Source organism: Kribbella sp. NPDC031520, from assembly GCF_055580825.1.
On record NZ_JBVIKS010000005.1, the window covers coordinates 351983 to 374082 of the forward strand.

23 protein-coding genes are annotated in these 22100 nt (G+C 68.3%); 8 read left to right on the plus strand and 15 right to left on the minus strand.

Features of this window, described 5'->3' with window-relative positions:
* Positions 1–45: 45 nt before the first annotated feature.
* The 5 genes from ACZ5BU_RS26960 to ACZ5BU_RS26980 are packed head-to-tail and all read left to right on the plus strand — an operon-like array spanning position 46 to position 6008.
* Positions 46–930 carry a 2-hydroxy-3-oxopropionate reductase gene (locus tag ACZ5BU_RS26960; RefSeq protein ID WP_465703210.1) on the plus strand — a complete coding sequence of 295 codons (885 nt, stop codon included), beginning with the start codon at positions 46–48 and terminating at the stop codon, positions 928–930.
* Positions 930–2699, plus strand: coding sequence for a glyoxylate carboligase (gcl, locus tag ACZ5BU_RS26965; protein ID WP_465703211.1), 1770 nt, complete (start codon positions 930–932; stop codon positions 2697–2699). The genes ACZ5BU_RS26960 and gcl overlap by 1 nt, the downstream gene beginning before the upstream one ends.
* The gene (locus ACZ5BU_RS26970; RefSeq protein WP_465703212.1) at positions 2699–3859 is read left to right on the plus strand and encodes a glycerate kinase; all 1161 of its coding nucleotides are present in this window, start codon (positions 2699–2701) and stop codon (positions 3857–3859) included. Before gcl ends, ACZ5BU_RS26970 begins: the two co-directional genes overlap by 1 nt.
* Positions 3856–5196, plus strand: a complete 1341-nt coding sequence (gene allB / locus ACZ5BU_RS26975) for an allantoinase AllB (RefSeq protein ID WP_465703213.1) — start codon at positions 3856–3858, stop codon at positions 5194–5196. Before ACZ5BU_RS26970 ends, allB begins: the two co-directional genes overlap by 4 nt.
* Positions 5193–6008: a bifunctional allantoicase/(S)-ureidoglycine aminohydrolase gene (locus ACZ5BU_RS26980; RefSeq protein WP_465703214.1), complete on the plus strand. Its 816-nt coding sequence runs from the start codon at positions 5193–5195 to the stop codon at positions 6006–6008. Before allB ends, ACZ5BU_RS26980 begins: the two co-directional genes overlap by 4 nt.
* Before the next feature lie 125 nt (positions 6009–6133).
* Here the strand turns inward: ACZ5BU_RS26980 and ACZ5BU_RS26985 are convergent, their stop codons facing one another.
* Together ACZ5BU_RS26985 and ACZ5BU_RS26990 are read right to left on the minus strand one after the other, a co-directional pair.
* Positions 6134–6673, minus strand: a complete 540-nt coding sequence (locus tag ACZ5BU_RS26985) for a GNAT family N-acetyltransferase (RefSeq protein ID WP_465703215.1) — start codon at positions 6671–6673, stop codon at positions 6134–6136.
* Between the two features lie 50 nt (positions 6674–6723).
* Positions 6724–7083: a hypothetical protein gene (locus ACZ5BU_RS26990; protein WP_465703216.1), complete on the minus strand. Its 360-nt coding sequence runs from the start codon at positions 7081–7083 to the stop codon at positions 6724–6726.
* Positions 7084–7100: 17 nt separating this feature from the next.
* Between ACZ5BU_RS26990 and ACZ5BU_RS26995 the strand changes: the two genes are divergently transcribed.
* Complete coding sequence (locus tag ACZ5BU_RS26995) at positions 7101–7868, plus strand: SDR family NAD(P)-dependent oxidoreductase (RefSeq protein WP_465703217.1); 768 nt, start codon at positions 7101–7103, stop codon at positions 7866–7868.
* A 13-nt stretch (positions 7869–7881) separates the two neighbouring features.
* Here the strand turns inward: ACZ5BU_RS26995 and ACZ5BU_RS27000 are convergent, their stop codons facing one another.
* Together ACZ5BU_RS27000 and ACZ5BU_RS27005 are read right to left on the minus strand one after the other, a co-directional pair.
* Positions 7882–8658, minus strand: coding sequence for an ABC transporter permease (locus ACZ5BU_RS27000; RefSeq protein ID WP_465703568.1), 777 nt, complete (start codon positions 8656–8658; stop codon positions 7882–7884).
* Complete coding sequence (locus ACZ5BU_RS27005; protein WP_465703218.1) at positions 8658–9605, minus strand: ATP-binding cassette domain-containing protein; 948 nt, start codon at positions 9603–9605, stop codon at positions 8658–8660. Before ACZ5BU_RS27005 ends, ACZ5BU_RS27000 begins: the two co-directional genes overlap by 1 nt.
* A gap of 97 nt (positions 9606–9702) precedes the next feature.
* On the opposite strand from ACZ5BU_RS27005, the gene ACZ5BU_RS27010 reads away from it, so the two are divergent.
* Positions 9703–10473: a TetR/AcrR family transcriptional regulator gene (locus ACZ5BU_RS27010; protein ID WP_465703219.1), complete on the plus strand. Its 771-nt coding sequence runs from the start codon at positions 9703–9705 to the stop codon at positions 10471–10473.
* On the opposite strand, the gene ACZ5BU_RS27015 is transcribed toward ACZ5BU_RS27010, so the two are convergent.
* The 3 genes from ACZ5BU_RS27015 to ACZ5BU_RS27025 form a co-directional block, all read right to left on the minus strand.
* A complete protein-coding gene (locus ACZ5BU_RS27015) occupies positions 10459–11061 on the minus strand; it encodes an FMN reductase (RefSeq protein WP_465703220.1) in 603 nt (200 codons plus the stop codon). The genes ACZ5BU_RS27010 and ACZ5BU_RS27015 overlap by 15 nt on opposite strands.
* A complete protein-coding gene (locus tag ACZ5BU_RS27020; protein WP_465703221.1) occupies positions 11058–12203 on the minus strand; it encodes an LLM class flavin-dependent oxidoreductase in 1146 nt (381 codons plus the stop codon). Before ACZ5BU_RS27020 ends, ACZ5BU_RS27015 begins: the two co-directional genes overlap by 4 nt.
* Positions 12204–12291: 88 nt before the next feature.
* The gene (locus ACZ5BU_RS27025) at positions 12292–12810 is read right to left on the minus strand and encodes a hypothetical protein (RefSeq protein WP_465703222.1); all 519 of its coding nucleotides are present in this window, start codon (positions 12808–12810) and stop codon (positions 12292–12294) included.
* Positions 12811–12949: 139 nt separating this feature from the next.
* Between ACZ5BU_RS27025 and ACZ5BU_RS27030 the strand changes: the two genes are divergently transcribed.
* Entirely contained in the window at positions 12950–13633 is a 684-nt protein-coding gene (locus ACZ5BU_RS27030; protein WP_465703223.1) for a hypothetical protein, read from the plus strand.
* A gap of 30 nt (positions 13634–13663) precedes the next feature.
* On the opposite strand, the gene ACZ5BU_RS27035 is transcribed toward ACZ5BU_RS27030, so the two are convergent.
* The 8 genes from ACZ5BU_RS27035 to ACZ5BU_RS27070 all read right to left on the minus strand — a co-directional run bounded on the left by ACZ5BU_RS27035 (position 13664) and on the right by ACZ5BU_RS27070 (position 22034).
* Positions 13664–14641, minus strand: a complete 978-nt coding sequence (locus ACZ5BU_RS27035) for a hypothetical protein (protein WP_465703224.1) — start codon at positions 14639–14641, stop codon at positions 13664–13666.
* Positions 14641–15075 (minus strand): hypothetical protein, encoded by a 435-nt coding sequence (locus tag ACZ5BU_RS27040; protein ID WP_465703225.1) that lies wholly within the window; start codon positions 15073–15075, stop codon positions 14641–14643. Before ACZ5BU_RS27040 ends, ACZ5BU_RS27035 begins: the two co-directional genes overlap by 1 nt.
* Positions 15076–15077: 2 nt before the next feature.
* Positions 15078–17474, minus strand: a complete 2397-nt coding sequence (locus ACZ5BU_RS27045) for a zeta toxin family protein (protein ID WP_465703226.1) — start codon at positions 17472–17474, stop codon at positions 15078–15080.
* A 55-nt stretch (positions 17475–17529) separates the two neighbouring features.
* The gene (locus ACZ5BU_RS27050) at positions 17530–17724 is read right to left on the minus strand and encodes a hypothetical protein (protein WP_465703227.1); all 195 of its coding nucleotides are present in this window, start codon (positions 17722–17724) and stop codon (positions 17530–17532) included.
* A 39-nt stretch (positions 17725–17763) separates the two neighbouring features.
* On the minus strand, positions 17764–19149 hold the full coding sequence (locus tag ACZ5BU_RS27055) for a type IV secretory system conjugative DNA transfer family protein (RefSeq protein WP_465703228.1): 1386 nt from the start codon (positions 19147–19149) through the stop codon (positions 17764–17766).
* On the minus strand, positions 19149–20405 hold the full coding sequence (locus ACZ5BU_RS27060) for a M48 family metalloprotease (RefSeq protein ID WP_465703229.1): 1257 nt from the start codon (positions 20403–20405) through the stop codon (positions 19149–19151). The genes ACZ5BU_RS27055 and ACZ5BU_RS27060 overlap by 1 nt, the downstream gene beginning before the upstream one ends.
* Positions 20406–20774: 369 nt before the next feature.
* Positions 20775–21119: a tetratricopeptide repeat protein gene (locus ACZ5BU_RS27065; protein ID WP_465703230.1), complete on the minus strand. Its 345-nt coding sequence runs from the start codon at positions 21117–21119 to the stop codon at positions 20775–20777.
* Between the two features lie 39 nt (positions 21120–21158).
* Entirely contained in the window at positions 21159–22034 is an 876-nt protein-coding gene (locus ACZ5BU_RS27070) for an aldo/keto reductase (protein WP_465703231.1), read from the minus strand.
* Positions 22035–22100 lie beyond the last annotated feature (66 nt).

A 22100-nucleotide genomic window follows, 5' to 3' on the forward strand; every position in this document is an offset into this window, starting at 1 on the left:
TTTCCATTCTTCATCGCAGGTCACGCACTTCCAGGAGAACGAACTATGACGAACATCGCCTTCATCGGCCTCGGCATCATGGGCAACCCGATGGCCGTCCACCTCGCCAACGCCGGGCACTCCGTGACCGGCGTCGACCACAGCCCCGAGCGCGCCGCGGCGCTGATCGAGGCCGGCGGCCGGTCCGTCTCCTCGATCGCCGAGGCGGTCAAGGGCGCCGACGTGATCTGCGTGATGGTGCCCGACTCGCCGGACGTCCAGGATGTCCTCGCCGGCGAGAACGGCGTCTTCCAGAACGCCGACACCGGCGCGCTGGTCATCGACTTCTCCAGCATCCGCCCGGACGTCACCCAGGAGCTCGCCGAGCAGGCCCGCGCGCTCGGCTTCCGGCTGCTCGACGCCCCGGTCTCCGGCGGCGAGGCCGGCGCCAAGAACGCCGCGCTGTCGATCATGGTCGGTGGCGAGGCGGACGACTTCGCGCAGGCCAAGGAGGTCTTCGACGTGGTCGGCAAGACCGTCGTACACGTCGGCCCGAGCGGCTCCGGCCAGACCGTGAAGGCGGCCAACCAGCTGATCGTGGCCGCGAACATCCAGGCGGTCGCCGAGGCGGTCGTCTTCCTGGAGGCGTACGGCGTCGACACGAAGGCCGCCCTCGAAGTACTGGGCGGCGGTCTCGCGGGGTCGACCGTACTGAACCAGAAGAAGGAGAACATGCTGTCGCGCTCCTTCGAGCCCGGGTTCCGGATCGACCTGCACCACAAGGACATGGGCATCGTCACCGCGGCGGCCCGCGAGGCCGGTGTCGTCGTACCGCTTGGCGCCCTGGTGGCACAGCTGGTGGCGTCGGCCCGCGCGAACGGCGACGGCAAGCTCGACCACTCCGCGCTGCTCCGTGGCGTCGAGCGGCTGTCCGGGAAGGACGTCAACTGATGGCTCGCATGCGGGCGGTCGATGCCGCCGTACTGATCCTGGAGAAGGAAGGCTCGACGCAGGCGTTCGGTCTGCCGGGCGCCGCGATCAACCCGTTCTACAGCGCGATCCGCGCGCACGGCGGGATCAAGCACGTACTGGCCCGGCACGTCGAGGCCGCGTCGCACATGGCCGAGGGGTACACCCGGGCCAAGGCCGGCAACATCGGCGTCTGCATCGGTACGTCAGGACCGGCCGGTACCGACATGATCACCGGGCTGTACTCCGCCTCCGCCGACTCGATCCCGATCCTGTGCATCACCGGGCAGGCGCCGGTCGCGAAGCTGCACAAGGAGGACTTCCAGGCCGTCGACATCTCCGCGATCGCCAAGCCGGTCGCGAAATGGGCGGTCACCGTGATGGAGGCTGCGCAGGTCCCGGGCACCTTCCAGAAGGCGTTCCAGGTGATGCGCGAGGGCCGTCCGGGTCCGGTGCTGATCGACCTGCCGATCGACGTCCAGCTGACCGAGATCGAGTTCGACATCGACACGTACGAGCCGCTGCCTGTCTCGCGTCCGGCGGCGACCCGGGCACAGGCGGAGAAGGTACTCGACCTGCTGGCCGGCGCGGGGCACCCGCTGATCGTCGCCGGTGGCGGCATCGTCAACGCGGACGCCGCCGACCTGCTGGTTTCCTTTGCGGAGCTCACCGGCATTCCCGTCGTACCGACGTTGATGGGTTGGGGTGCGATCCCGGACGACCACCCACTGATGGCGGGCATGGTCGGGCTGCAGACGTCACACCGGTACGGGAACGCGACGATGCTGGCCGCCGACGTCGTCCTCGGGATCGGCAACCGCTGGGCGAACCGGCACACCGGTGGGCTGGATGTGTACCGCGGCGACCGGAAGTTCATCCACGTGGACATCGAGCCGACCCAGATCGGGCGCGTGTTCGCGCCGGACTACGGCGTGGTGTCGGACGCCCGCGCCGCGCTGGAGGTCTTCGTCGAGGTCGCCCGCGAGCGCGCCGGTTCGTTGCCGGACCGTACGGCCTGGGCCGCGGAGTGCCGCGAGCGCAAGACCACGCTGCAGCGCAAGACGCACTTCGACGCGGTGCCGATCAAGCCGCAGCGGGTGTACGAGGAGATGAACCGCGCCTTCGGGCCGGACGTCCGGTACGTGTCGACGATCGGGCTGTCGCAGATCCAGGCGGCGCAGATGCTACACGTGTACCGGCCGCGGCACTGGATCAACGCCGGACAGGCCGGGCCGCTCGGCTGGACCGTACCGGCCACGCTCGGGGTCGCGACGGCGGATCCGGAGAGCACGGTCGTCGCGCTGTCGGGTGACTACGACTTCCAGTTCCTGATCGAGGAGCTCGCGGTCGGGGCGCAGTTCAACATCCCGTACATCCACGTGGTGGTGAACAACTCGTACCTCGGCCTGATTCGTCAGGCGCAGCGGAACTTCGACATGGACTACTGCGTGCAGCTGTCTTTCGAGAACATCAACAGCCCCGAGGTCAACGGGTACGGCGTCGACCACGTGAAGGTCGTCGAAGGACTCGGCTGCAAGGCGCTGCGGGTGTCCGAGCCGGACGGGATCCTGCCGGCCCTGGAGCAGGCGAAGAAGCTGATGGTCGAGCACCGGGTCCCGGTCGTCGTCGAGGTCATCCTGGAGCGGGTCACGAACGTGTCGATGGGCGTCGAGATCGACAACGTGATCGAGTTCGAGGACCTGGCGATCGCGCCCGAGGACGCGCCCACGGCACTCGCGTTGCTGGACTGATGGCCACCGCGTCGTTCGAGGGGTTCGGCCTGCGAGTGGTCGTTGCCTCGGACAAGTTCAAGGGAACGCTCACCAGCGCCGAGGTCGCGGAAGCGGTCGGCGTCGGGGTACAACGAGTCTGCCCCGATGCCACCGTGATCCCGGTACCAGTAGCCGACGGCGGCGACGGCACCCTGTCGGCCGCCGTCGCCGCCGGCTACAAACTGTTCCCGGTCACCGCGTCCGGCCCCACCGGCGAGCCGGTCCGTACGGCGTACGCCCGCCGCGGCAACACCGCGGTAGTCGAACTCGCCGACGTCTCCGGCCTGATCCGCTTGCCGGGTGGAGTGCCGGCTCCGCTCACGGCAACGTCGTACGGCACCGGCGAGGTCATCGCCGCCGCCGTGGACGCCGGCTGCACCCGGATCATCCTCGGCATCGGCGGAAGCGCCTCCACCGACGGCGGCCGCGGCCTGATCGACGCGCTTGCCGGTTCGTCGTCGGAGCTTTCCGGAAACAATTCGGCGCTATCCGACGAAAATGTTCCGGAGATCGGCGCGCTGACCCTCCGCGAACGACTCGCCGGCGTGCAGGTGGTCGTCGCGTGCGACGTCGACAACCCGCTGACCGGCCCCCGGGGCGCGGCGGCCGTCTACGGGCCGCAGAAAGGGGCTACCCCGGAGCAGGTGGTGCAGTTGGATGCCGCCTTGACGGAGTGGGCGGACCTGGTGGCCCGGGAGACCGGGACGGACCTGCGGGACGTACCAGGCGCGGGTGCGGCCGGTGGGGTCGGGTTTGCGGCGATCGCTCTCCTCGGTGCCGAGCTGCAGCCGGGTATCGACCTGGTGCTGGAGCTGGTGCGGTTCAGGGAGCAGCTCACCGGTGCGGACCTGGTGGTCACCGGCGAAGGCGCCCTCGACGAACAGACTCTCCACGGCAAAGCCGTTGCAGGAGTAGCAGCAGCCGCCCGAGGTGTTCCGGTGGTTGCGGTGTGTGGGGTGAATCGGTTGGCGCCGGAGCAGCTGCGGGAGATTGGGGTGGCCGCGGCGTACGCGTTGACCGAGGTGGAGCCCGACGTACGGAGATGTATCGCCGAGCCGCGTCCGCTGCTGGAAGCGCTCGGCGAACGGATCGTGGTGGAGCACCTTACGATGACACGAAGAGCGAAGGGGATCGCATGAGTCTTCTGGATCTCGTGGTACGGGCCCGGCGGGTGGTGCGCGGCGGGGGCGAGCAGGCGTGTGCGATCGGGGTCCGCGACGGGCGGATCGTCGCGATCTCGCCGTACGACGCGGAGCTCGACGCCGCGACGGAACTCCGGCTCGCCGACGACGAACTACTGCTTCCGGGCCTCGTCGACTCCCACGTACATGTCAACGACCCCGGCCGGACCGAGTGGGAGGGGTTCACCTCCGCGACGAAGGCCGCGGCCGCCGGCGGCGTAACCACGATCGTCGACATGCCGCTGAACAGCATCCCGCCGACCTGCGACGTACCGGCGCTGAAGCTCAAGCGGAAGACCGCCGAGACCCAGGCGTACGTCGACGTCGGCTTCTGGGGCGGCGCGATCCCGGGCAACGTTCCCGACCTGCGTCCGCTGCACGACGCCGGTGTCTTCGGCTACAAGTGCTTCCTGCTGCACTCCGGCGTCGACGAGTTCCCGCCACTCGACCCGCCGCAGCTCGAAGCCGCCATGCGCGAGATCGCAAACTTCGACGGCCTGCTGATCGTGCACGCCGAGGACGCCCACCGCATCGACGAGGCGAACGAACCCAACGGCGCGAGCTACCAGGCGTTTCTCGACTCCCGCCCCCGTGCGGCGGAGAACGAGGCCGTGCAGCACGTCATCGACCTCGCCCGCGAGACCGGCTGCCGGGTCCACATCCTGCACGTCTCCAGCGCCGAGGTGCTCCCGCTGCTCGCGAAGGCCCGCGCCGACGGCGTCCGGATCAGCGCCGAGACCTGCCCGCACTACCTCAGCTTCGACGCGGAGGACATCCCGGACGGCGCCACGCAGTACAAGTGCTGCCCGCCGATCCGCGAGGCCGCGAACCGCGAACTGCTCTGGGACGGCCTCCGCGACGGCACCATCGACCAGGTCGTGTCCGACCACTCGCCGTCGACGATCGACCTCAAGCACCTGGACACCGGCGACTTCGGTACCGCCTGGGGCGGCATCGCGTCCCTTCAGCTCGGCCTGCCCGCGGTGTGGACCGAGGCTCGTCGCCGCGGCTTCACCCTTCCGGATGTGGTCCGTTGGATGGCCGAGGCGCCCGCAGCACAGACCGGCCTGCAGACCAAGGGCCGGATCGAGATCGGGTACGACGCCGACCTGTGCGTGCTCGCCCCCGACGAGACCTTCACCGTCGACGCGCACCAGCTCCAGCACAAGAACGCGATCACGCCGTACGACGGCCGCACGCTGACCGGGGTCGTCCGGAGCACCTGGTTGCGCGGCGTACCGGTCGACCTCACCGCCCACCCGCGCGGCCGCCTGCTGACCCGAGGAGAACGATGACTTTCTATGCCCCGAAGGGCGGACTGCCCGCGCAGACCGACCTCACCACCGACCGCGCGGTCTTCACCGAGGCGTACGCCGTGCTGCCGCGCGGGACGATGCGGGACATCGTCACCAGCCGGCTGCCGTTCTGGGACGACACCCGGCTGTGGGTGATCGCGCGTCCGCTGTCCGGGTTCGCGGAGACGTTCTCGCAGTACATCGTCGAGGTCGCGCCCGGTGGTGGCAGCGACAAGCCGGAGACCGACCCGGCCGCCGAGGCCGTACTGTTCGTTGTCGCAGGCAACATTGTGCTGACGGTGGCGGGCGAGAAGCACGCGCTGACCTCCGGTGGGTACGCGTACCTCCCGCCGGGTGGCGACTGGACTGTCCGGAACACCAGCGACGCGAACGCCACGTTCCACCTGGTGCGGAAGGCGTACGAGCGGGTCGAGGGGATCGACGTACCGCCGGCGCTGGTCACCAACGAGGCCGACGTCGAGGGTCGCGAGATGCCGGACACCGACGGCGCCTGGCGGACGCAGCGGTTCGTCGACCCGGACGACGTACGGCACGACATGCACGTCAACATCGTGACGTTCGAGCCGGGCGGGGTGATCCCGTTCCCGGAGACGCACGTGATGGAGCACGGCCTGTACGTCCTCGAGGGCAAGGCGATCTACCTGCTGAACAAGGACTGGGTCGAGGTCCAGGAGGGCGACTTCATGTGGCTGCGCGCGTTCTGCCCGCAGGCCTGCTACGCCGGCGGGCCGGGCCGCTTCCGGTACCTGCTCTACAAGGACGTCAACCGGCACCCGAAGCTCACCCTCTGATTTCCGCCCAGTCCGTCTGCAGCTCGACAGGACGTATACGCACACCGACGGCGTCTGCACGCCGGGGAGCGGGCTCGTTCGCAAGCCAGTGGACATGTACGTCCTGTCGAGTCGCAGACGTCGGGTCAGCTGACGATGCGGACCGGGCGGTTGGGTGGGTTCAGCGGGTCGGTGACCAGGCGGGCGTGGCGTTCGACGTCGTACCGGGTTCCGTCGAAGGCGAGGCGCTGGCGTTCGATGCCCTCGGAGAGGAAGCCGGCGCCCGCCGCGACCGCGCACGAGGCGGGGTTGTTCAGGCGGTGCCCGAGTTCGAGCCGGTAGAGCCCCGCCTCGTGGTGGGCCCAGCTCGCGAGCGCGCGGAGGGCGTCCCGCGCGATGCCGTGGCCGCGGACGTCGGAGAGCGTCCAGTACCAGATCCAGCCGACCCGGTGCCGGTCGATGTTCGTCACCGCGACGCACCCGATCGGGTGGTCCTCCGCGTCCGCGACGGCGTACACGTGCCCGTTGTCGAGATCCGCGACCCGGCCGATCCAGTCGACCGCGGACGCCCGGTCCACGATGCCGCCCTGGTTCACCATCGCCGGATCGTCGTGCGCCGCCGCCAGCCGCAACGCGTCACCAGTCCGCCACCGCCGGAGCCCGAGCTCCCCGAGCGCGTATCCCATCCATCGAAAATACCCCCGCCCCCACCCCACCACCCCGCCACCCGGCGCGTTCAGTCCAACGGCAGCGCCACGACTCCGAGGATCGCGACCAATGCGCCCAGGATCTCGACCAGGCGGTCGCCCACCGGGATCTTCCCGTCGTACTCCCAGTAGGTCGTGCCCTGGTCGATGTTGAGCGTCAGCCCGCGACCCGTCGCCAGGCAGACGACCACCGCGAGCACCCCTCCGGCGAACAGACCCAACGGCAGCGCAACATCCGTCGGCGTAGCCGTCGTCGCCAGCACGAGCGCGACCAGGATGGCGAGCCCGGTGACGATCAGGCATCGCGCGCGAGCGCGTGCCACCAGGCGCAGCAGCACCGCACCTGCGGGCCAGGCGACATACGCGGCGACGAGAACGGAATGCGGCACTGGGAGAGGATATGCCCATGGCATATCTGGATTTCAGGGATCAGGTCGTGGTGGTGACCGGGGCGAGCAGTGGGATCGGGGCTGCGGCGGCGGTCGGGTTCGCGGAGACCGGGGCGACGGTCGCGCTGCATTACCACCGGAACGAGGAGGGCGCGAGGCACACCGTCGGGGCGGTGCAGACCGCGGGTGGTACGGCGTCCCTGCACCAGGCGGACCTCGCCGACCCGAAGTCGGCCGACGCGTTCATCGACGAGGTGCTCGCGCAGCACGGGCGCATCGACGTACTCGTGAACAACGCCGGCGACCTCGTCCACCGATCACCGGTCGCCGACGTACCGGACGAGGAGTTCCACCGGATCCTGGACGTCAACCTGACCTCGGTGTTCGCCCTCAGCCGGCGGATCGTACCGGTGTTCAAGGCGCAGGGCGGTGGCTCGATCGTGAACGTCACGTCGATCGCCGGGCGGACCGGTGGCGCCGGCGGTTCGGTGGTCTACGCCACGTCGAAGGGCGCGGTCAGTACGTTCACCCGCGGACTGGCCAAGGAGCTCGCGCCGGACGGGATCCGGGTGAACGCGATCGCGCCCGGCGTGATCAAGACCCCGTTCCACGACCGCCACACCGGCGACGCCCAGCTGCAGGCGATGCTCGCGACCATCCCGATGGGCCGCACCGGTACGCCGCACGAGTGTGTCGGCACCATCCTGTTCCTCGCCTCCGAACGGATGGCGTCCTACGTCACCGGCCAGATCGTCGAGATCAACGGCGGCCAATTGACGCCCTAGGCAACCAAGGTGATCAGCGGGACAGCGTGCGGAAACGGTGGGCCGACAACGGCAGGAAGATCGCCGTCAGCACGAGTGGTGCGATGACTGCTGCGACGCCCGCGTGAGAGCCGATCCAGGTTGTGGTGGTTGACGGATCCGGGTTGCCGAAGAGGCCGCGGGCTGCTGTGGCTGTGGCGGACAAGGGGTTCCATTGGGCGATGGTGCCCAGCCAGGGCGGCATCGTGGACGTGGCTACGAAGGTGCTGGAGAGGAAGCCGACGGGCCAGACGAGGACCTGGACCACGGTGACGCTCTGGGCGTTCTTGACGGAGAGGCCGATGAAGATGCCTACCCACAGGAGCGCGAAGCGGAGCAGCAACAGCAGCCCGAACGCGGCCAGCGCTGACATCAGCCCTTCGTGCCACCGCCAACCGAGGATGAGCCCGGTGGCGACCAGCACCGCCAGCGTGACCACCGAGTCGAGCAGGTCCGCGATGCATCGCCCGAGCACCACAGCCGCCGAACTCATCGGCAGCGAGCGGAACCGATCCGTCACCCCCTTCGACACATCCGTAGCGACCGCGGTCATCGTGCCCTCCAGCCCGAACAGCATCGCGAGCGCGAAGATCCCCGGTACGAGCAACTCGTAGTACGACGAATCCGTCACCATCGCGCCGCCCAGCAACCCGCCGAACAGCAGCAGCATCAACACCGGGAAGAACCAGGTGAACACCACCAGCCCCGGCTGCATCCGCCAGTGCAGGAAGGTCCGCCGCGCGATCGTCCAGCTGTCCGCGAACACCCACATCACGCCGCCACCTCCGTACCGGTCAGGTGCAGGAAGACCTCGTCCAGCGTCGGCCGCCGCAACGTGATGTCCTCCGGTTCGATCCTTGCCTCGTGCAACGAGTTCGCCATCACCACCAGGGCTTTCGTCCGATCCTGCACCGGCACACTCACCCGTACGTCGACCACCTGCACCTGCCCGGCCGCCAGCGGCGCGGCCAGCTCCACGACCCGCGGTACGTCGGCCGGATCCGCGAGTACCAGCTCCAACCGGTCCGCGCCCAGCTGCGTCTTCAACTCGTCCGGCGTCCCTTCCGCGACGACCTTCCCCGCCTTCAGCATCGAGATCCGGTTCGCCAGCTGATCCGCCTCCTCCAGGTACTGCGTCGTCAGCAACACCGTCGTACCGCCGTCGACCAGCTGCCGTACGGCGTTCCACACCTCGATCCGCGCGGCCGGGTCCAGACCCGTCGTCGGCTCGTCCACGAACAGCACCCGCGGCGCGACGATCAGGCTCGCGGCGAGGTCGAGCCGCCGGCGCATGCCGCCGGAGTACTTGCTCACCGCCTGCCCGGCCGCCTCGGTCAGGCTGAACCGCTCGAGCAACTCGTCCGCCCGGGCCTTCGCGTTCCGCAGGTGGTTCAGCCGCCCGAACATCACCAGGTTCTGCCGCCCGGTGAGTACCTCGTCGACCGCGGCGTACTGCCCGACGAGCCCGATCCGGCGGCGTACCTCCGCGCCTTGGCGGCGTACGTCGTACCCCGCGATCGTCGCCGTACCGGAATCCAGCTCCAGCAGCGTGGACAGGATCCGCACCGCGGTCGTCTTGCCGGCGCCGTTCGGGCCGAGCAGGCCCGTCACCGTACCGGCCGTGACCTCCAGGTCGAAGCCGTTCAGCCCCGCACCCTCCGTACCGCCGCGGTAGTTCTTCCGTACGCCGACGGCCTCGATCACTTGCTCTGTTGCCATTCCCAGCCTCTCGTGGTCGTTGAACCGTAGAGTGTACCGTACATTGTACGGCTCAGGTACGATGCGTCCAACGACGATCGGTGGAGGAAGGTTCCGCGTGGCGGGAAGAAAGGCGGCGGCGCCCGATCCGGCGCGCAGTCTGGCGCTGCTCTGGGGTAGCCACACCAAGCCCGGCCGTTCCGGCCTGACCGTGCGCGCGATCGTCGACGCGGCGATCGCGCTGGCCGACGAGTCCGGGCTCGAGGCGCTGTCGATGCGGATGGTCGCCGACCGGTTGAAGGTCGGCACGATGTCGCTCTACACCCACGTCCCCGGAAAGGGTGAGCTGACCGACCTGATGTTCGACCAGGCGTACGGCGACCTGTACGACGACGCCGAACCGGCCGGCCAACCCGGCGGCTGGCGTGGCGCCCTCGAATTCATCGCCCGCCGGAACTGGGACGTCCTCACCGCGCACCCGTGGATCCACGAGGTCCCCACCATGCGGACGGCGCTGGGCCCGAACATCACCCGCAAGTACGAGATAGAACTACGTCCGCTGGACGGCCTGGGCCTGACCGACGTCGAGATCGACTCCGCTCTGTCGCTGGTCCTCACCCACGTCCAGGGCACCGCCCGAGCCGGCGCCGAACAACTCCGCACCCAACGCGAATCAGGCCTGTCGGACCAGGAGTGGTGGCGTCAGATCTCCCCAACCCTCACCACAGTCATGTCCAACACGCACTTCCCCCTAGCGGGCCGAGTAGGCACCTCCGTAGGCGAACACTTCCAGTCCGCCCTGGACCCCGCCCACGCCCTGACCTTCGGCCTGACCACCATCCTCGACGGCCTTACCCAGCTGATCGCGTCGCGCTCAGCTGTTGAGTAGGTCTTCGAACGGGGTTGGGTTGGCGAACGGGTCTGTGTGGGTGGGGGTTTCGTGGTGGAGCGCGGCGACCAGGTCGGAGGCGGCTTGGGCGATGCGGGGGCGGAGGGTGGCCGCGTTCGGGCCCCAGTCGGTGGAGGCGGCGTAGACGGCCGTGGGGACCGGGAGGGCCTTCAGGTATGCGAACAACGGCCTCAGGGCGAACTCGAGCACCAGCGAGTGGCGTTCGGTGCCGCCAGTGGCGGCCAGGAGGACTGGTTTGCCGGCCAGGGCCTGGTCGTCGAGTACGTCGAAGAACATCTTGAACAGGCCGGAGTACGACGCGCTGAAGGTGGGGCTGACCACGATCAGGGCGTCGGCCGCGGCGACTGTTTCCAGGACCTCGCGCAGCTTGGCGGGCGGGAAGCCCGTCAGCAGGTTGTCGGTCAGTTCGTGGGCGTGGTCCCGGACCTCGATCAGCTCGATGCGCGTGCTGATGCCGCGACCGGACAGCTCGTCGCGGACGGCCTCGGCCAGCTGGTCGGCGAGCAGCCGGGACGACGACGGAGTCGTCAACCCAGCTGTCACGACGGCAATCACGCGTTCGTTCATCGCGTCGGCTCCTCGGCGGCCGGTTCGGCCACCACGGCCGGCTCGTCGATCGTCTCCAGGTCGCGAGCCCGCTCGGCGGCGGCCTTCAGGGAAGCGTGGGTCGGGGCGTCGGGTACGTGGGCCGGCTTCAGCGCGGCGAACTCCTTCCGCAGTACCGGTACGACCTCCTCGCCCAGGATGTCCAGCTGCTCCAGCACCGTCTTCAACGGCAAGCCGGCGTGGTCCATCAGGAACAGCTGCCGCTGGTAGTCGCCGACGCTCTCCCGGAAGCTCAGGGTCCGTTCGATCACTTCCTGCGGGCTGCCGACCGTCAACGGCGTCTCCCGGGTGAAGTCCTCCAGCGACGGGCCGTGCCCGTACACCGGCGCGTTGTCGAAGTACGGCCGGAACTCCCGTACGGCGTCCTGCGAGTTCTTCCGCATGAAGACCTGACCGCCCAGCCCGACGATCGCCTGGTCCGCCGCGCCGTGCCCGTAGTGCTCGAAGCGCGTCCGGTAGAGCTCGATCATCCGCTGGGTGTGGCTCATCGGCCAGAAGATGTTGTTGTGGAAGAACCCGTCGCCGTAGTACGCCGCCTGCTCGGCGATCTCGGGCGACCGGATCGACCCGTGCCAGACGAACGGCGGTACGCCGTCCAGCGGCCGCGGCGTCGACGTGAACCCCTGCAGCGGCGTACGGAACTTGCCCTCCCAGTCGACGACGTCCTCACGCCAGAGCCGCCGGAGCAGCGCGTAGTTCTCGACCGCGAGCCCGATCCCGTTGCGGATGTCCTGCCCGAACCACGGGTACACCGGACCGGTGTTGCCGCGACCCATCATCAGGTCGACCCGGCCGTCGGCCAGGTGCTGCAGCATCGCGTAGTCCTCGGCGATCTTCACCGGGTCGTTGGTGGTGATCAGCGTCGTCGAGGTGGACAGGATGATCTTGGACGTCTGCGCCGCGACGAACCCGAGCTGGGTGGTCGGCGAGGACGGCACGAACGGCGGGTTGTGGTGCTCGCCCTGCGCGAACACGTCCAGCCCGACCTCTTCGGCCTTGAGCGCGATCCGCACCATCGCCTTGATCCGCTCACCCTCGGAGACCGTGGTCCCCGTGGTCGGGTCCTCGGTCACGTCCCCGACGCTGAATACGCCGAACTGCATCCGTCCTCCTCGACTAGGTAGTTCACAATTAAACTACTAACACCCCACAGAACACCAATCCCCGGCAACTCATTCCACCCTCTGCGGCTCAGATCCCCGGCCGCTCGATGACACCTCGAGCATCCCGAGCAGCCACCCACCACACCTGCTTGCGGAACAGCAGCACGATCCCGGCCAGCGCCGCACTGCTCAACAGCCCGGCCACGATGATCAGGGCGAGGCTGTCGAACAGCCCACCGACCACGACCAGCGCCAGCCCGCACACGGCCGCGGCCGTCGACAGCGTCACGGCCGCAGCCTTGCTCTGCCACGCCCACTGTCCGCCGCGCTCGACCTCGGCTGCGATCCCGGTGGCGAACACGCGCAGGTCGTTGTCCCAGGGGGCGAGATCGAGGATCTCGGCGGCCTCGCGCCGGCACAGTTGCCGTTGCCGCTCACTGGCGATCATCCGTACCTGATAGACGGTGACGGCGAGCGAGGCCTCGATCATCCGCCGGATCGCCCAGGCCAGCCGGGTCCGCAGGTCGTTGTCGTCCGGCCGCGATCGCAGCTCGTTCCGTAGCCGCTCGACCTCGGCGGCAGGGTCTTCATCCGGTTGTTGAGCCAATGTCCCTGTCCTGCCTTGTCGGACAACCTGTTGTCGCCTACAGTGCGCTTGCGAGTGCTCCCGGTAGCTTAGGTCGACCGGCGGCTCGCGGGGAGTCCGAACTGGCGACGCGTACTGGGGAACCATGAGTCAAGCGCGGATGAGTTCCAAGCAGCTCGCCGTGATCGCGTTCGCCGGCAACCTGGTCGTCTGCGGCCTGATCGGTGGCTCTCTGCTGGTACTGCGTTCGCCCGGCGACTCGGCCGGTGCCGCGACGCCGAAGCCGACCGCGATCTCGTCGACTCCGACCGCGGCGCCGTCCAGTTCGGAGACCTCGCCGACCGAACCGCAGCCGAGCACACCGTCCCCGGCGAAGCCGTCAGTCGTGCAACCGCCTCAACCCGGTATCCCCGCCGGCTTCCAGGCGGCGAGCGGACCGGGCGGACTGACGACGTTGATCCCCGTCGGTTGGCCGGCCGCGGTCCGCTCCACCGGCACCGACACGCAGGCCACCGACCCGAACGACTCGACCAGCTTTCTCCGGTACGGCGGTTCGCCGGCGCCTGGTCGCCCACTGGCCTCGGTGATGCAGGACACCGAGCGTGGGTTCAGAACGAAGTACCCCGGTTATCAGTTGGTCGGGCTTCACCCGTCCACCTGGCGTCAGCACGAGGCTGTCAGCTGGGAGTTCGAGTTCGACTCCGACGCAGGGCGCAAGCACGTCAGGTCGATCTATTGGCGCGTCGGCAGCCAGGACTACGTGCTGTACGCGTCGTCGTTGCTCACGAACTGGCAGCGGATGCAGGCCATCTACCAGACCGCATCCGCCGCGACGAAGCCGTAGGTCCTGGCTGGTAATCCAGACAGGACCTAGTCACTCTCCAGGCGTGTAGACGACCTTCCCGTCCGGCGCGGTGACCGTGCCGTCGACGGCGAACTCCTGCGTGTCCGTGTACGGATAACCGCCGTACTGAGTGCCTGTCACCGTGGCCTCTCCGTCGGTGGCGGTCCGCACGACGACGGATCCGTCGTCGGCGAGGAGCAGTTCGATGGTCGGGTACTTCACGATCCGCCAGACCGGTTTGGTCACCTCTGTGGACAAGTTGAACGGGCAGGAGTCGTTCGCGTTGGTCAGGCAGCCTGTGAGGTACGACTTGATCTGCCCGTCGACGGCGGTCTTCGCCTCGGGCTTCACGGTCGGCGTCAACTCCACGTCCTGCTGGCCGAACGCCGCGTCGATCGTGACCGGTTCGCTGGTGATCAACGGGCCGTCCGCGACGGTCACGACGTACCGTCCGGGGAAGAGTTCGACCTGCGACGCCGAGCTGTTCTCGTCGACCGGAAGTGGCTTGCCGTTCACGCGGACGGCGGTCGGGTTCGGCGTGGAGACCTGGAGCGAGGGGCGCGAGGTCTCGATCGTCCAGCCGCGGAACATGCCGAACGTCAGCTTGTCCTTCGCGCGCAGCCGGAGTGTGCCGCTGACGTGGTTGTCGCCGATCGAGTAGCTGATCTTGGCGATCCGCGTCTTGCTGTCGTCGCCCTTCTCGATGCTCTCCACCTTCAGCCCCGTCGGCGGCACGTACTGATCCGAGGCGAGCGCCCCGTCGATGCTGCCGGCCGGATCGTTCAGGTACGTCGCGGCCTTGCCGGCGTCCCGCTCGCCGAGCGCCCTGAAGTACCCCTCCACCGCCGACTCCGGCTTGAACCAGATCCGCTCTACGACGAAGCTCGCCGTACTGATCGAGACGACAAGGGCGACGATCAGCGCGGTCACGACGATGAACCGCTGCGTGGGCTTCCACGGCTCCACGAACGGGTTGACCACCTGCGGAGGGGGAGTTGTCTGGGTCATCACGCCTCCTCGGCGTCGCGCACCACGTCAGCGGGCCGTGGCTTGGCTGCTTCTGCTTCGGCCCGTACGGCCTGGGTCAGAAACTCGTTCTGCTTGATGCGGCGGTCGGCCATGATCTGGTTGTGGTGCGACACCGGCGGCTCGTGCCGGCAGGTCGACAGCTCCCGCCAGGCCTGCGCGGACCGGCGCAGTTCGTTGTGCCACCGAACGCCGTCGATCGGGTTGGCGGCCTTCGACATCAGCCAGCGATGCCAGTACCAGAACATCGTCAGCTCGGTGCGGAGCCCTTCGTGCACCGGCCAGCACGGTGGCAGCATCACCCACGGCGCGTAGGCCTCCTCCAGCCACGTCACCCAGGCCGCCAGCCGCGACCAGGACTCGGCCCGAACCTCATCACTCAACCCGTCCCAGACCCAGGGTGGTGCAGACGCCACCGTCACTCCCTCCCCATGTCAGCCGTCGCGGAGTCGTCGTACGAGTCGTCCCCGTAATCCGCATCCCCGCCTTCTTCCATAGCCCCCGCCACCCGGTCGTCATCAGCCTCAGCCTGCTGCTCATACCCACCCCCAGCTTCATCCCCACCGGCCTCAGCCCCGCCCCCACCAGCCTCAACGTCGTCCGCCTCGGCCTCTTCCCCACCGGCCGCCATGTCGTCCCCGCCGGCTTCAACCTCTTCCCCATCCGCCTGGACATCGTCGCCGGCAGCCTCCTGCTCCTGCCCACCAACCTCGACGTCCTGCTCGCCGGCCGCGAGATCCTGCTCCTCAGCCTCCGCAGACTCAGCCTCCGCGGACTCAGCCTCGGCCTCCTCCTCACGGACCTCGGTCTCCTGACCGTCGGCCTCCGAGCCCTCCCCAACGTCAGCCTCATCCTCCCGCTGCACATCAGCCTGCTCCGCCTCCGCCTCCGCGTCGTCCTGAGCATCTGCCTCGGCCTGGGCGTCAGCGTGGGCATCAGCGTCGGCCTCACGATCTACTTCAGCATCTACCTCAGCGTCGGCGTCAGTGTCGGCCTCCGCGTCGGCTTCGTCCTGAGCCTCAGCCTCTGCCTCGGCCTGCGCGTCAGTGTCGGCCTCCGCGTCGGCCTCGGCCTCGGACTCAGCGTCAACCTGCGCCTGGGCGTCGGCTTCGTCCTGCGCCTCGGCATGGGTATCTGCCTCGTCCTGAGCGTCTGCGTCCGCGTCCGCTTGCGCCTCGGCCTCATCCTCCGCGTCGGCTTCAGCATCTGCCTCAGCCTGGGCGTCCGCGTCGTCCTGAGCGTCGGCGTCCGCGTCCGCGGCTGCCTCGGCTTGGTTCTCGGCGTCTGCGGTTGGCTCGGTTTCTGTGTCTGGGTCGGAGGTTGTTACGCCGGGCTGATCAGCGTCGTCCCCGGCTTGATCGCCGGTGCGTCCGTCCGCTCGATCCGCAACGTCACCCGGTTCGTCCCCTCGCTCCTCGGGGTCGGGAACTCGATCCCGAGAATCCGGATCGGCTGCCTCGTGTCCTCCGTCAGCAAGGTCGTCCCGCCCGAGATCACTCCCGTCACCAGCTCGCCCGGAACCAGGATCCCGTCCCTGTTCGGCAGGTCGAACGTCGTCTCGACCACGAACCTGATCGCCGTCATGTTCCCTCAGCCTTTCCAGCGCCGGAGCTTCGCTCGCGTACGCCTCATCTTCGAGATCCTTGAGTGTTTCCGAGTCGAAGTCAGGGTCGGACATGGCCCGGAGTTGTTCGACGTGTGTCTTCTCGTGCGCGAGTGTCGCGACCAACATCTCACGGTCGGCGAAGGCCGCCGGTCCGAGTCGTATCTCGTCACCACCGCGCTCGCTCGGCGTGTACGCACACGCCTGCTCATGGTCGAGATAGCGAATCTCGTCCGGCTCGTCGACGATCAGTACGTCCACTCCGGTGAGATCGATCCCACCGGCATCGGCCGCCTCCCGCACGCTCTCCTGCGTACGCGGCAACCCGTCACCGGAGTCGACGATCTCCTGATTGGTCCGCGATCCGCCACGCGAGTACAGCTTGGAGCTGTCGTGTTCCGAGTACAGTTCGTCGGCTCCGGCTGCCTCGGGGTTCAGGTGGGCCTTCCGCTTGAAGGCGTCGTACTCCGCGGGACGGTAGACCTCGAGTGCACCCCCCGGCTCTTTCTCCGCGATCAACACGCTGCCGTTGTTGGTGTCGAAGAGCTTCGCTTCGTCCGCCAGGTCTGCGTAACTCGCGAAACCTTCGCTGAATCCTTTGTGCGCCTCGAGTTGCGAGCTGACCGGAACGTAGCGACCGGTTCGCTCCGCGCGCTTGCCGTTGCGCTCGACCGCGGTGACAGGATCGACGGTGACGCCGTACAGCCGCACGTCGTAGCCGGCGTCCTTGGCGGTCTGGATGAGGGTGCGTCCCTTGTCCGGGTTGCCCATCGTCACGTCGTAGACGATGTCCCGGCGCCCTTCCATGGCCGCACCGAGCACCTGCTTCGAGAGCGCGCTGCTCTCCTCGTGAACCGTCGCTGCCGCACGACTGTCCCCGGCTGCGACAATCGCGTTGTACTCCGGGACGCTGGTCTTGATCTCGTCGGGATCGAGATTCACCACGTTCTGCGCGGGTATTCTTCCTCTCTCAATCTGCGCATCCTTGACCGCCCCTTTGCCGGACGCGCCGCCGCCACCCATCAGGTACAGAACCGGCTTGCGGTCCGTGACGGGCGTCGAGCCGGCCAGATGGTCTTCGACGACCTGTCGCCGAAACGCCTCGCGCTCCGGGGTTTCGATGGTGTTCGTCGGCGTCAGGAGCGGATCGTCGTCCGCGAGCGTGATCGGGAACGACCGGATACCCCAACCGTTGGCCTTTCCGGCGTTCATCGGCCCGGCACCTCCGTGACGAGATCAGGGCGATGAGCCGGCCGGCCCCCGGGACTCAGGAGTCGGTGTCGGAGTCCGGAACAGGGAAGGGCTCTTTGTCGCCGAAGATTCTGCGACCCTCCGCTTCTTCCTTCTCGCGTTGCTTTCTCAGGATCTCCTCCCACTCTTCGCCGGTGACATCCTCCTCGCGCGTCCGCCTGGCGATCTTCTCCGGATCTGCCGTCTGCGGTTCCGGCGGATTGTCGGTCATAGTGCGCACTCCTTGCTTGTGGTCCGGTTCCATGTTCTCTCATGATCCGAAGCCTCTGAGCTGGGCGAATTCCGAGATGGCCCCGGCGGGGCGGGCCTCGACCTGGAACGGGGGTTCGCTGCGCCAGAAGAGCCAGGCGTGGAAGGGTGGCAGCATCTGGATCGCGTTGACCGGGAGAGCCGGGCGGTAGATGTTGCTGACCGTGGTGTTCTGGCCGGCGATGGCTCCGCTGACGCCGACCGGTCCGGTACTGCCGGGCGTCTGACCAGGCTGCGGTCCTAGTTGCATGCTGGTGGTGGTTTGGCGCTCCTCACCGGCCCAGGACGAAATGTTGTGCAGGTCCTCGCCGTTCGACAGTCCACCGAAGATGAGCTTTGCGGTGGTGGCCGCCAGGATCGCCGCCTGCTGCTCCACGCCGTACCGATTCCTCAACTGGGCAAGGCTTTGCGTTGCCCACATCGTCACGATGCCGCGACCGCCACCCTCGCTGACCAACGAGGGGAGACTCGACAACGGTGCGATGTTGGCGATCTCGTCGAGTGCCAGCATCAGCGGTGGCTCCAGTCTGCCGCCCCGTTCGGCGGCGATCTCCGACGCACGTTGCGCGATGCTGTCGACCAGGCCTGCCATCAGCGGCGCGATCGCCTGCTGCTGGTGGGACGGACCGATGATGAACAGCGACGACCGGCTCTCCAGGAACTCGTCGATGTTCAGCTCGTTCTTCGAGCAGGACGCGAGCACGGTCGGTTCGGACGTCGCCTCGAGCGTGTTCCGCGCAACCGAGTAGAAACTGCCGCGCTCCCGGTCGCCGAGCAACTTCACCGCATCCAGATCGTCCGCCCACATCGCGCCCGGACTCGACGACAACCGCAGAATCGCCGTAGGGTCGCGCGTTTCCTGAGCAGTGAGCCACCGTCGTACGACGGAAATCGGCAACTGCTCCAGCGCGGCCGCGTGGAAGTACGCGCGGAGGATCGCGGCAGCCCCGCCACGCCAGTGGTCACCGTCCTGCACTCCCTGACCCGCGACAGCTGTCATCGCCGCCACCCGTCGGTAGCAGACGGACGGGTTCTCGCAGTCCGCCAACGGCGACCAGCGCATCGACAGCTCGGGATACTCGCTGCCGAACGGGTCGTACACCTTGACGTCTCCGCCGTACGGCGCTGCCAGCGCGCGCCGGCGATTCCCGGCGAACCCGAGGATGTCGCCGCGGGTCGACGTGCAGACGAGTGGACCTTCCCACCACATCACCGACGGGATGATCAGTCCGGAGGTCTTGCCGTAGCGAGGAGGCCCGACGATCCCGACCGAGTCCTCGGGCGCGCTCCAGCACCGTTTGTAGCCACCTCGGGCGTCCCAGCCGAGAAACACCTGGCGGCGCGGCTCCAGGCTGAACGGCGGGATCACCGGCCACTGTGCGTTCATCAGTCCCTGGCCAACCCGCCGGTGACGATCACCGGCATCGGCACATCGGGGTTCTCGGCATCAGGCAGTGGGTACTCGACGCCCGGCTCCTCGAGAGCCTCCAGCCGCAACTCGCTCGGCGGGTGCGTGCTGAGGACGGACCGATCCCATCCGTTGCGCGCGCCGTCGAAGCTGGCGCGGAAGCGGGTGAGAACCCTGCGCAGACCGTCCCGATAGCCGGCCGCCACGGCACCTTGGTCGGCCCGGAATTCCATCGCGCGGCTGCCGGAGGCCTGCAGCGGCATCACGACGTACCTGATGCTCACCAGGATCGGCCATGTCACCAGCACGACGAAGAATTGGATGATCCCGCGGGTGAAACGCAGCAGCCAGGTGCAGACGTTGTACGAGATGTAGAGCGGGAGGGCGACGCCGCGAATGAAGTAGCTCGAGACCGTGTCCGCGTTGCGCCAATGGGTCAGCTCGTGGCAGATGACACCGGCCAACGGCTCGGGGTCGTAGTCGAAGTCGTCGAGGAACCCCTTGTTGACGATGATGTGCCGCGTGGCCGCCGCCGCGTTGGGTGTGCGGTCGTCGTCCATCAGCAGTTTCGGTGTCGAGGTCAGGCCCAGCCGCCGAGCGCAGTCCTCGACGATCGGCTCGATCAGCGCTCGTTCCCGGCGGCTCGGTTGTCGCGCACCCGAGACTCGCAACATCCAGCCCTCGCTGGCGATGCCCCAGATCGTGTAGAGCACGCCGCAGAAGAACGCGACCAGGAGCTGGGCAAGGAACCGGCCGAGGCCTTCGGCCGGGCTGCTCGCCGCTAGCGCAAGCCAGGGCACGACCAGGCCCAGCAGGAACCCGCCGAGCGCGCCGGCGGCCGCGCCCAGAAGCATGCCGAGAATACCGCCGCCCTGCAGGAACGCACTGCTGAACAAGCCGTCCAGGACCGGAATGCCGGCGAACCAGGAGTCCGCTCGGCTGTTGCCGCTGACCGCACCGCCGATGTAGCCGTAGATGCCACCGGCAACCAATCCGGTACCGCCGAGGAGCACGGCGACCGGAAGGTTGAACCAGGTCGCGAGCAAGGCGCCGAACAGCCCGCGCTTGTCCCGCAGCATACCGGTGACCAGCCAGACGAAGACGTTCTGATAGCCCGGCGGCCGGGTGAACAGGCTGCGGACCTTCGCCCGGAACCCGGGGCCCGACGCGCGCTTGGTCGGCGCGGCCGGGGCAGCCGGAGTGGTAGGCGGGTGGATGCCGATCGGCGGTTGCACAGGAGGAGCGGGTACATCGTCCCGCCCGCCGTCACGTGGTCCGGGACCGAACCATTGTCCTTGCGGATGAGGCTGCTGCGCGGTCGGCGGCAACGCCGTTGCCCCGCAATGCGGGCAGGTTTGGCTGGCAGGGTCTCGCTGGTTCCCGCAGCGGGCGCAGATCCCCACTTGTCCTCCGCGGTCTCGGCTGGCCGGGTGTACTTCTGTATCCCACGCCCTGCTACTTCACAGTCACGCAGTGGCAGTGCGTTGAGATTAGCGGCGGAGGAGGTCGGTGTCGTCGCCATTTCGGACCTTGTGGACAAGTTGCCACTTGTTGCATCACAAAGGCCCGCGATCGCGGGGATCACGGGCCTTCGAGGGTGTTCGTCAGAGCGACTGTGACTTGAGCAGCTCGTCGTCGCCGGTGAGGGCCGCGGCGATGCGGCGGTGTTTGCCGGCCTCGTCGGGGCGGGACTGGCGTTCCAGTGTGCGGGCCATCATCAGGTGTGCGTAGTACTCGGTGGGCTCGCGTTCGATGACCGCGAGGAGGTGTTCCTCGGCGGGCTTGAGGAGTGCGGCGTGGTAGTACGCCCGCGCCAGCAGCAGCCGGGTGCCGACGTCGTCGGGCGTCTCCTCGACCACCGGCTGCAGCGCGCGGATCGCGCCGCGGTAGTCACGTTCCTCGAAGTACTGCTGTCCGAGGCCGTAGCTCAGTGCGCGCATGTCTTCCATGCGCACTCCAACAGCGGCGGTACGGCGAATATGCCCAGGTCAGGCGGCATCCAGTACGGCGACCTGCTCGGCCGTCAGCTGCAGGTCGATCGCGGCGTAGGAGTCGCGGATCGTCTCCGGGCGGCTCGAGCCGGGGATCGGGATGACGTACGGGGACTTCGCGAGCATCCACGCCAGCGTCACGCGCTGCGGCGAGACACCGAGCTCCGCGGCCAGCGTGTGGAACGCCGGGTGCTTCGCGCCGAGCTCGCCGGCCCGCGCGATCCCGCCCAGCGGCGACCACGGGAGGAACGCGATGCCGAGCTCGTCGCACAGCTCGAGCTCCGGCTCGCTGGACCGGAACGCGGGCGAGAACTGGTTCTGCACCGACACCAGCCGGCCGCCGAGGATCTCGTTCGCCTGCTTGATCTGCGAGGGGTTCGCGTTCGAGATACCGGCCATCCGGATCTTGCCGGCGTCGAGCAGGTCCCGGATCGCGCCGATCGAGTCCTCGTACGGGACCCTTGGGTCGGGCCGGTGGAACTGGTACAGCCCGATCGCCTCCACGCCGAGCCGCTTCAGCGACGCCTCGGCCGCCTCCGCGAGGTACTCCGGCGACCCGTTCTGCGTCCAGCTCCCGTCGCCGGGCCGGAGGTGTCCGCCCTTCGTCGCAACCAGCACGTTCGAGGTGTCAGCGCCGTACGACGCCAGCGCCTTCGCGATCAGGATCTCGTTGTGGCCGTCGTCGGTCGCGGTCAGGTGGTACGCGTCGGCGGTGTCGATCAGCGTGATGCCGGCGTCGAGCGCGGCGTGGATGGTGGCGATCGACCGCTGCTCGTCCGGGCGTCCCTCGATCGACATCGGCATCCCGCCGAGCCCGATCGCGGACACCTCGACGTCGCCGATCGTGCGGGTCTTGTTCGTGTCAGCTGCCATGTATCCAACCTCCCGCGCGGTCGGCGACAATTCCAACAGGAATATCCGCACACAGTGAGCAGCCCG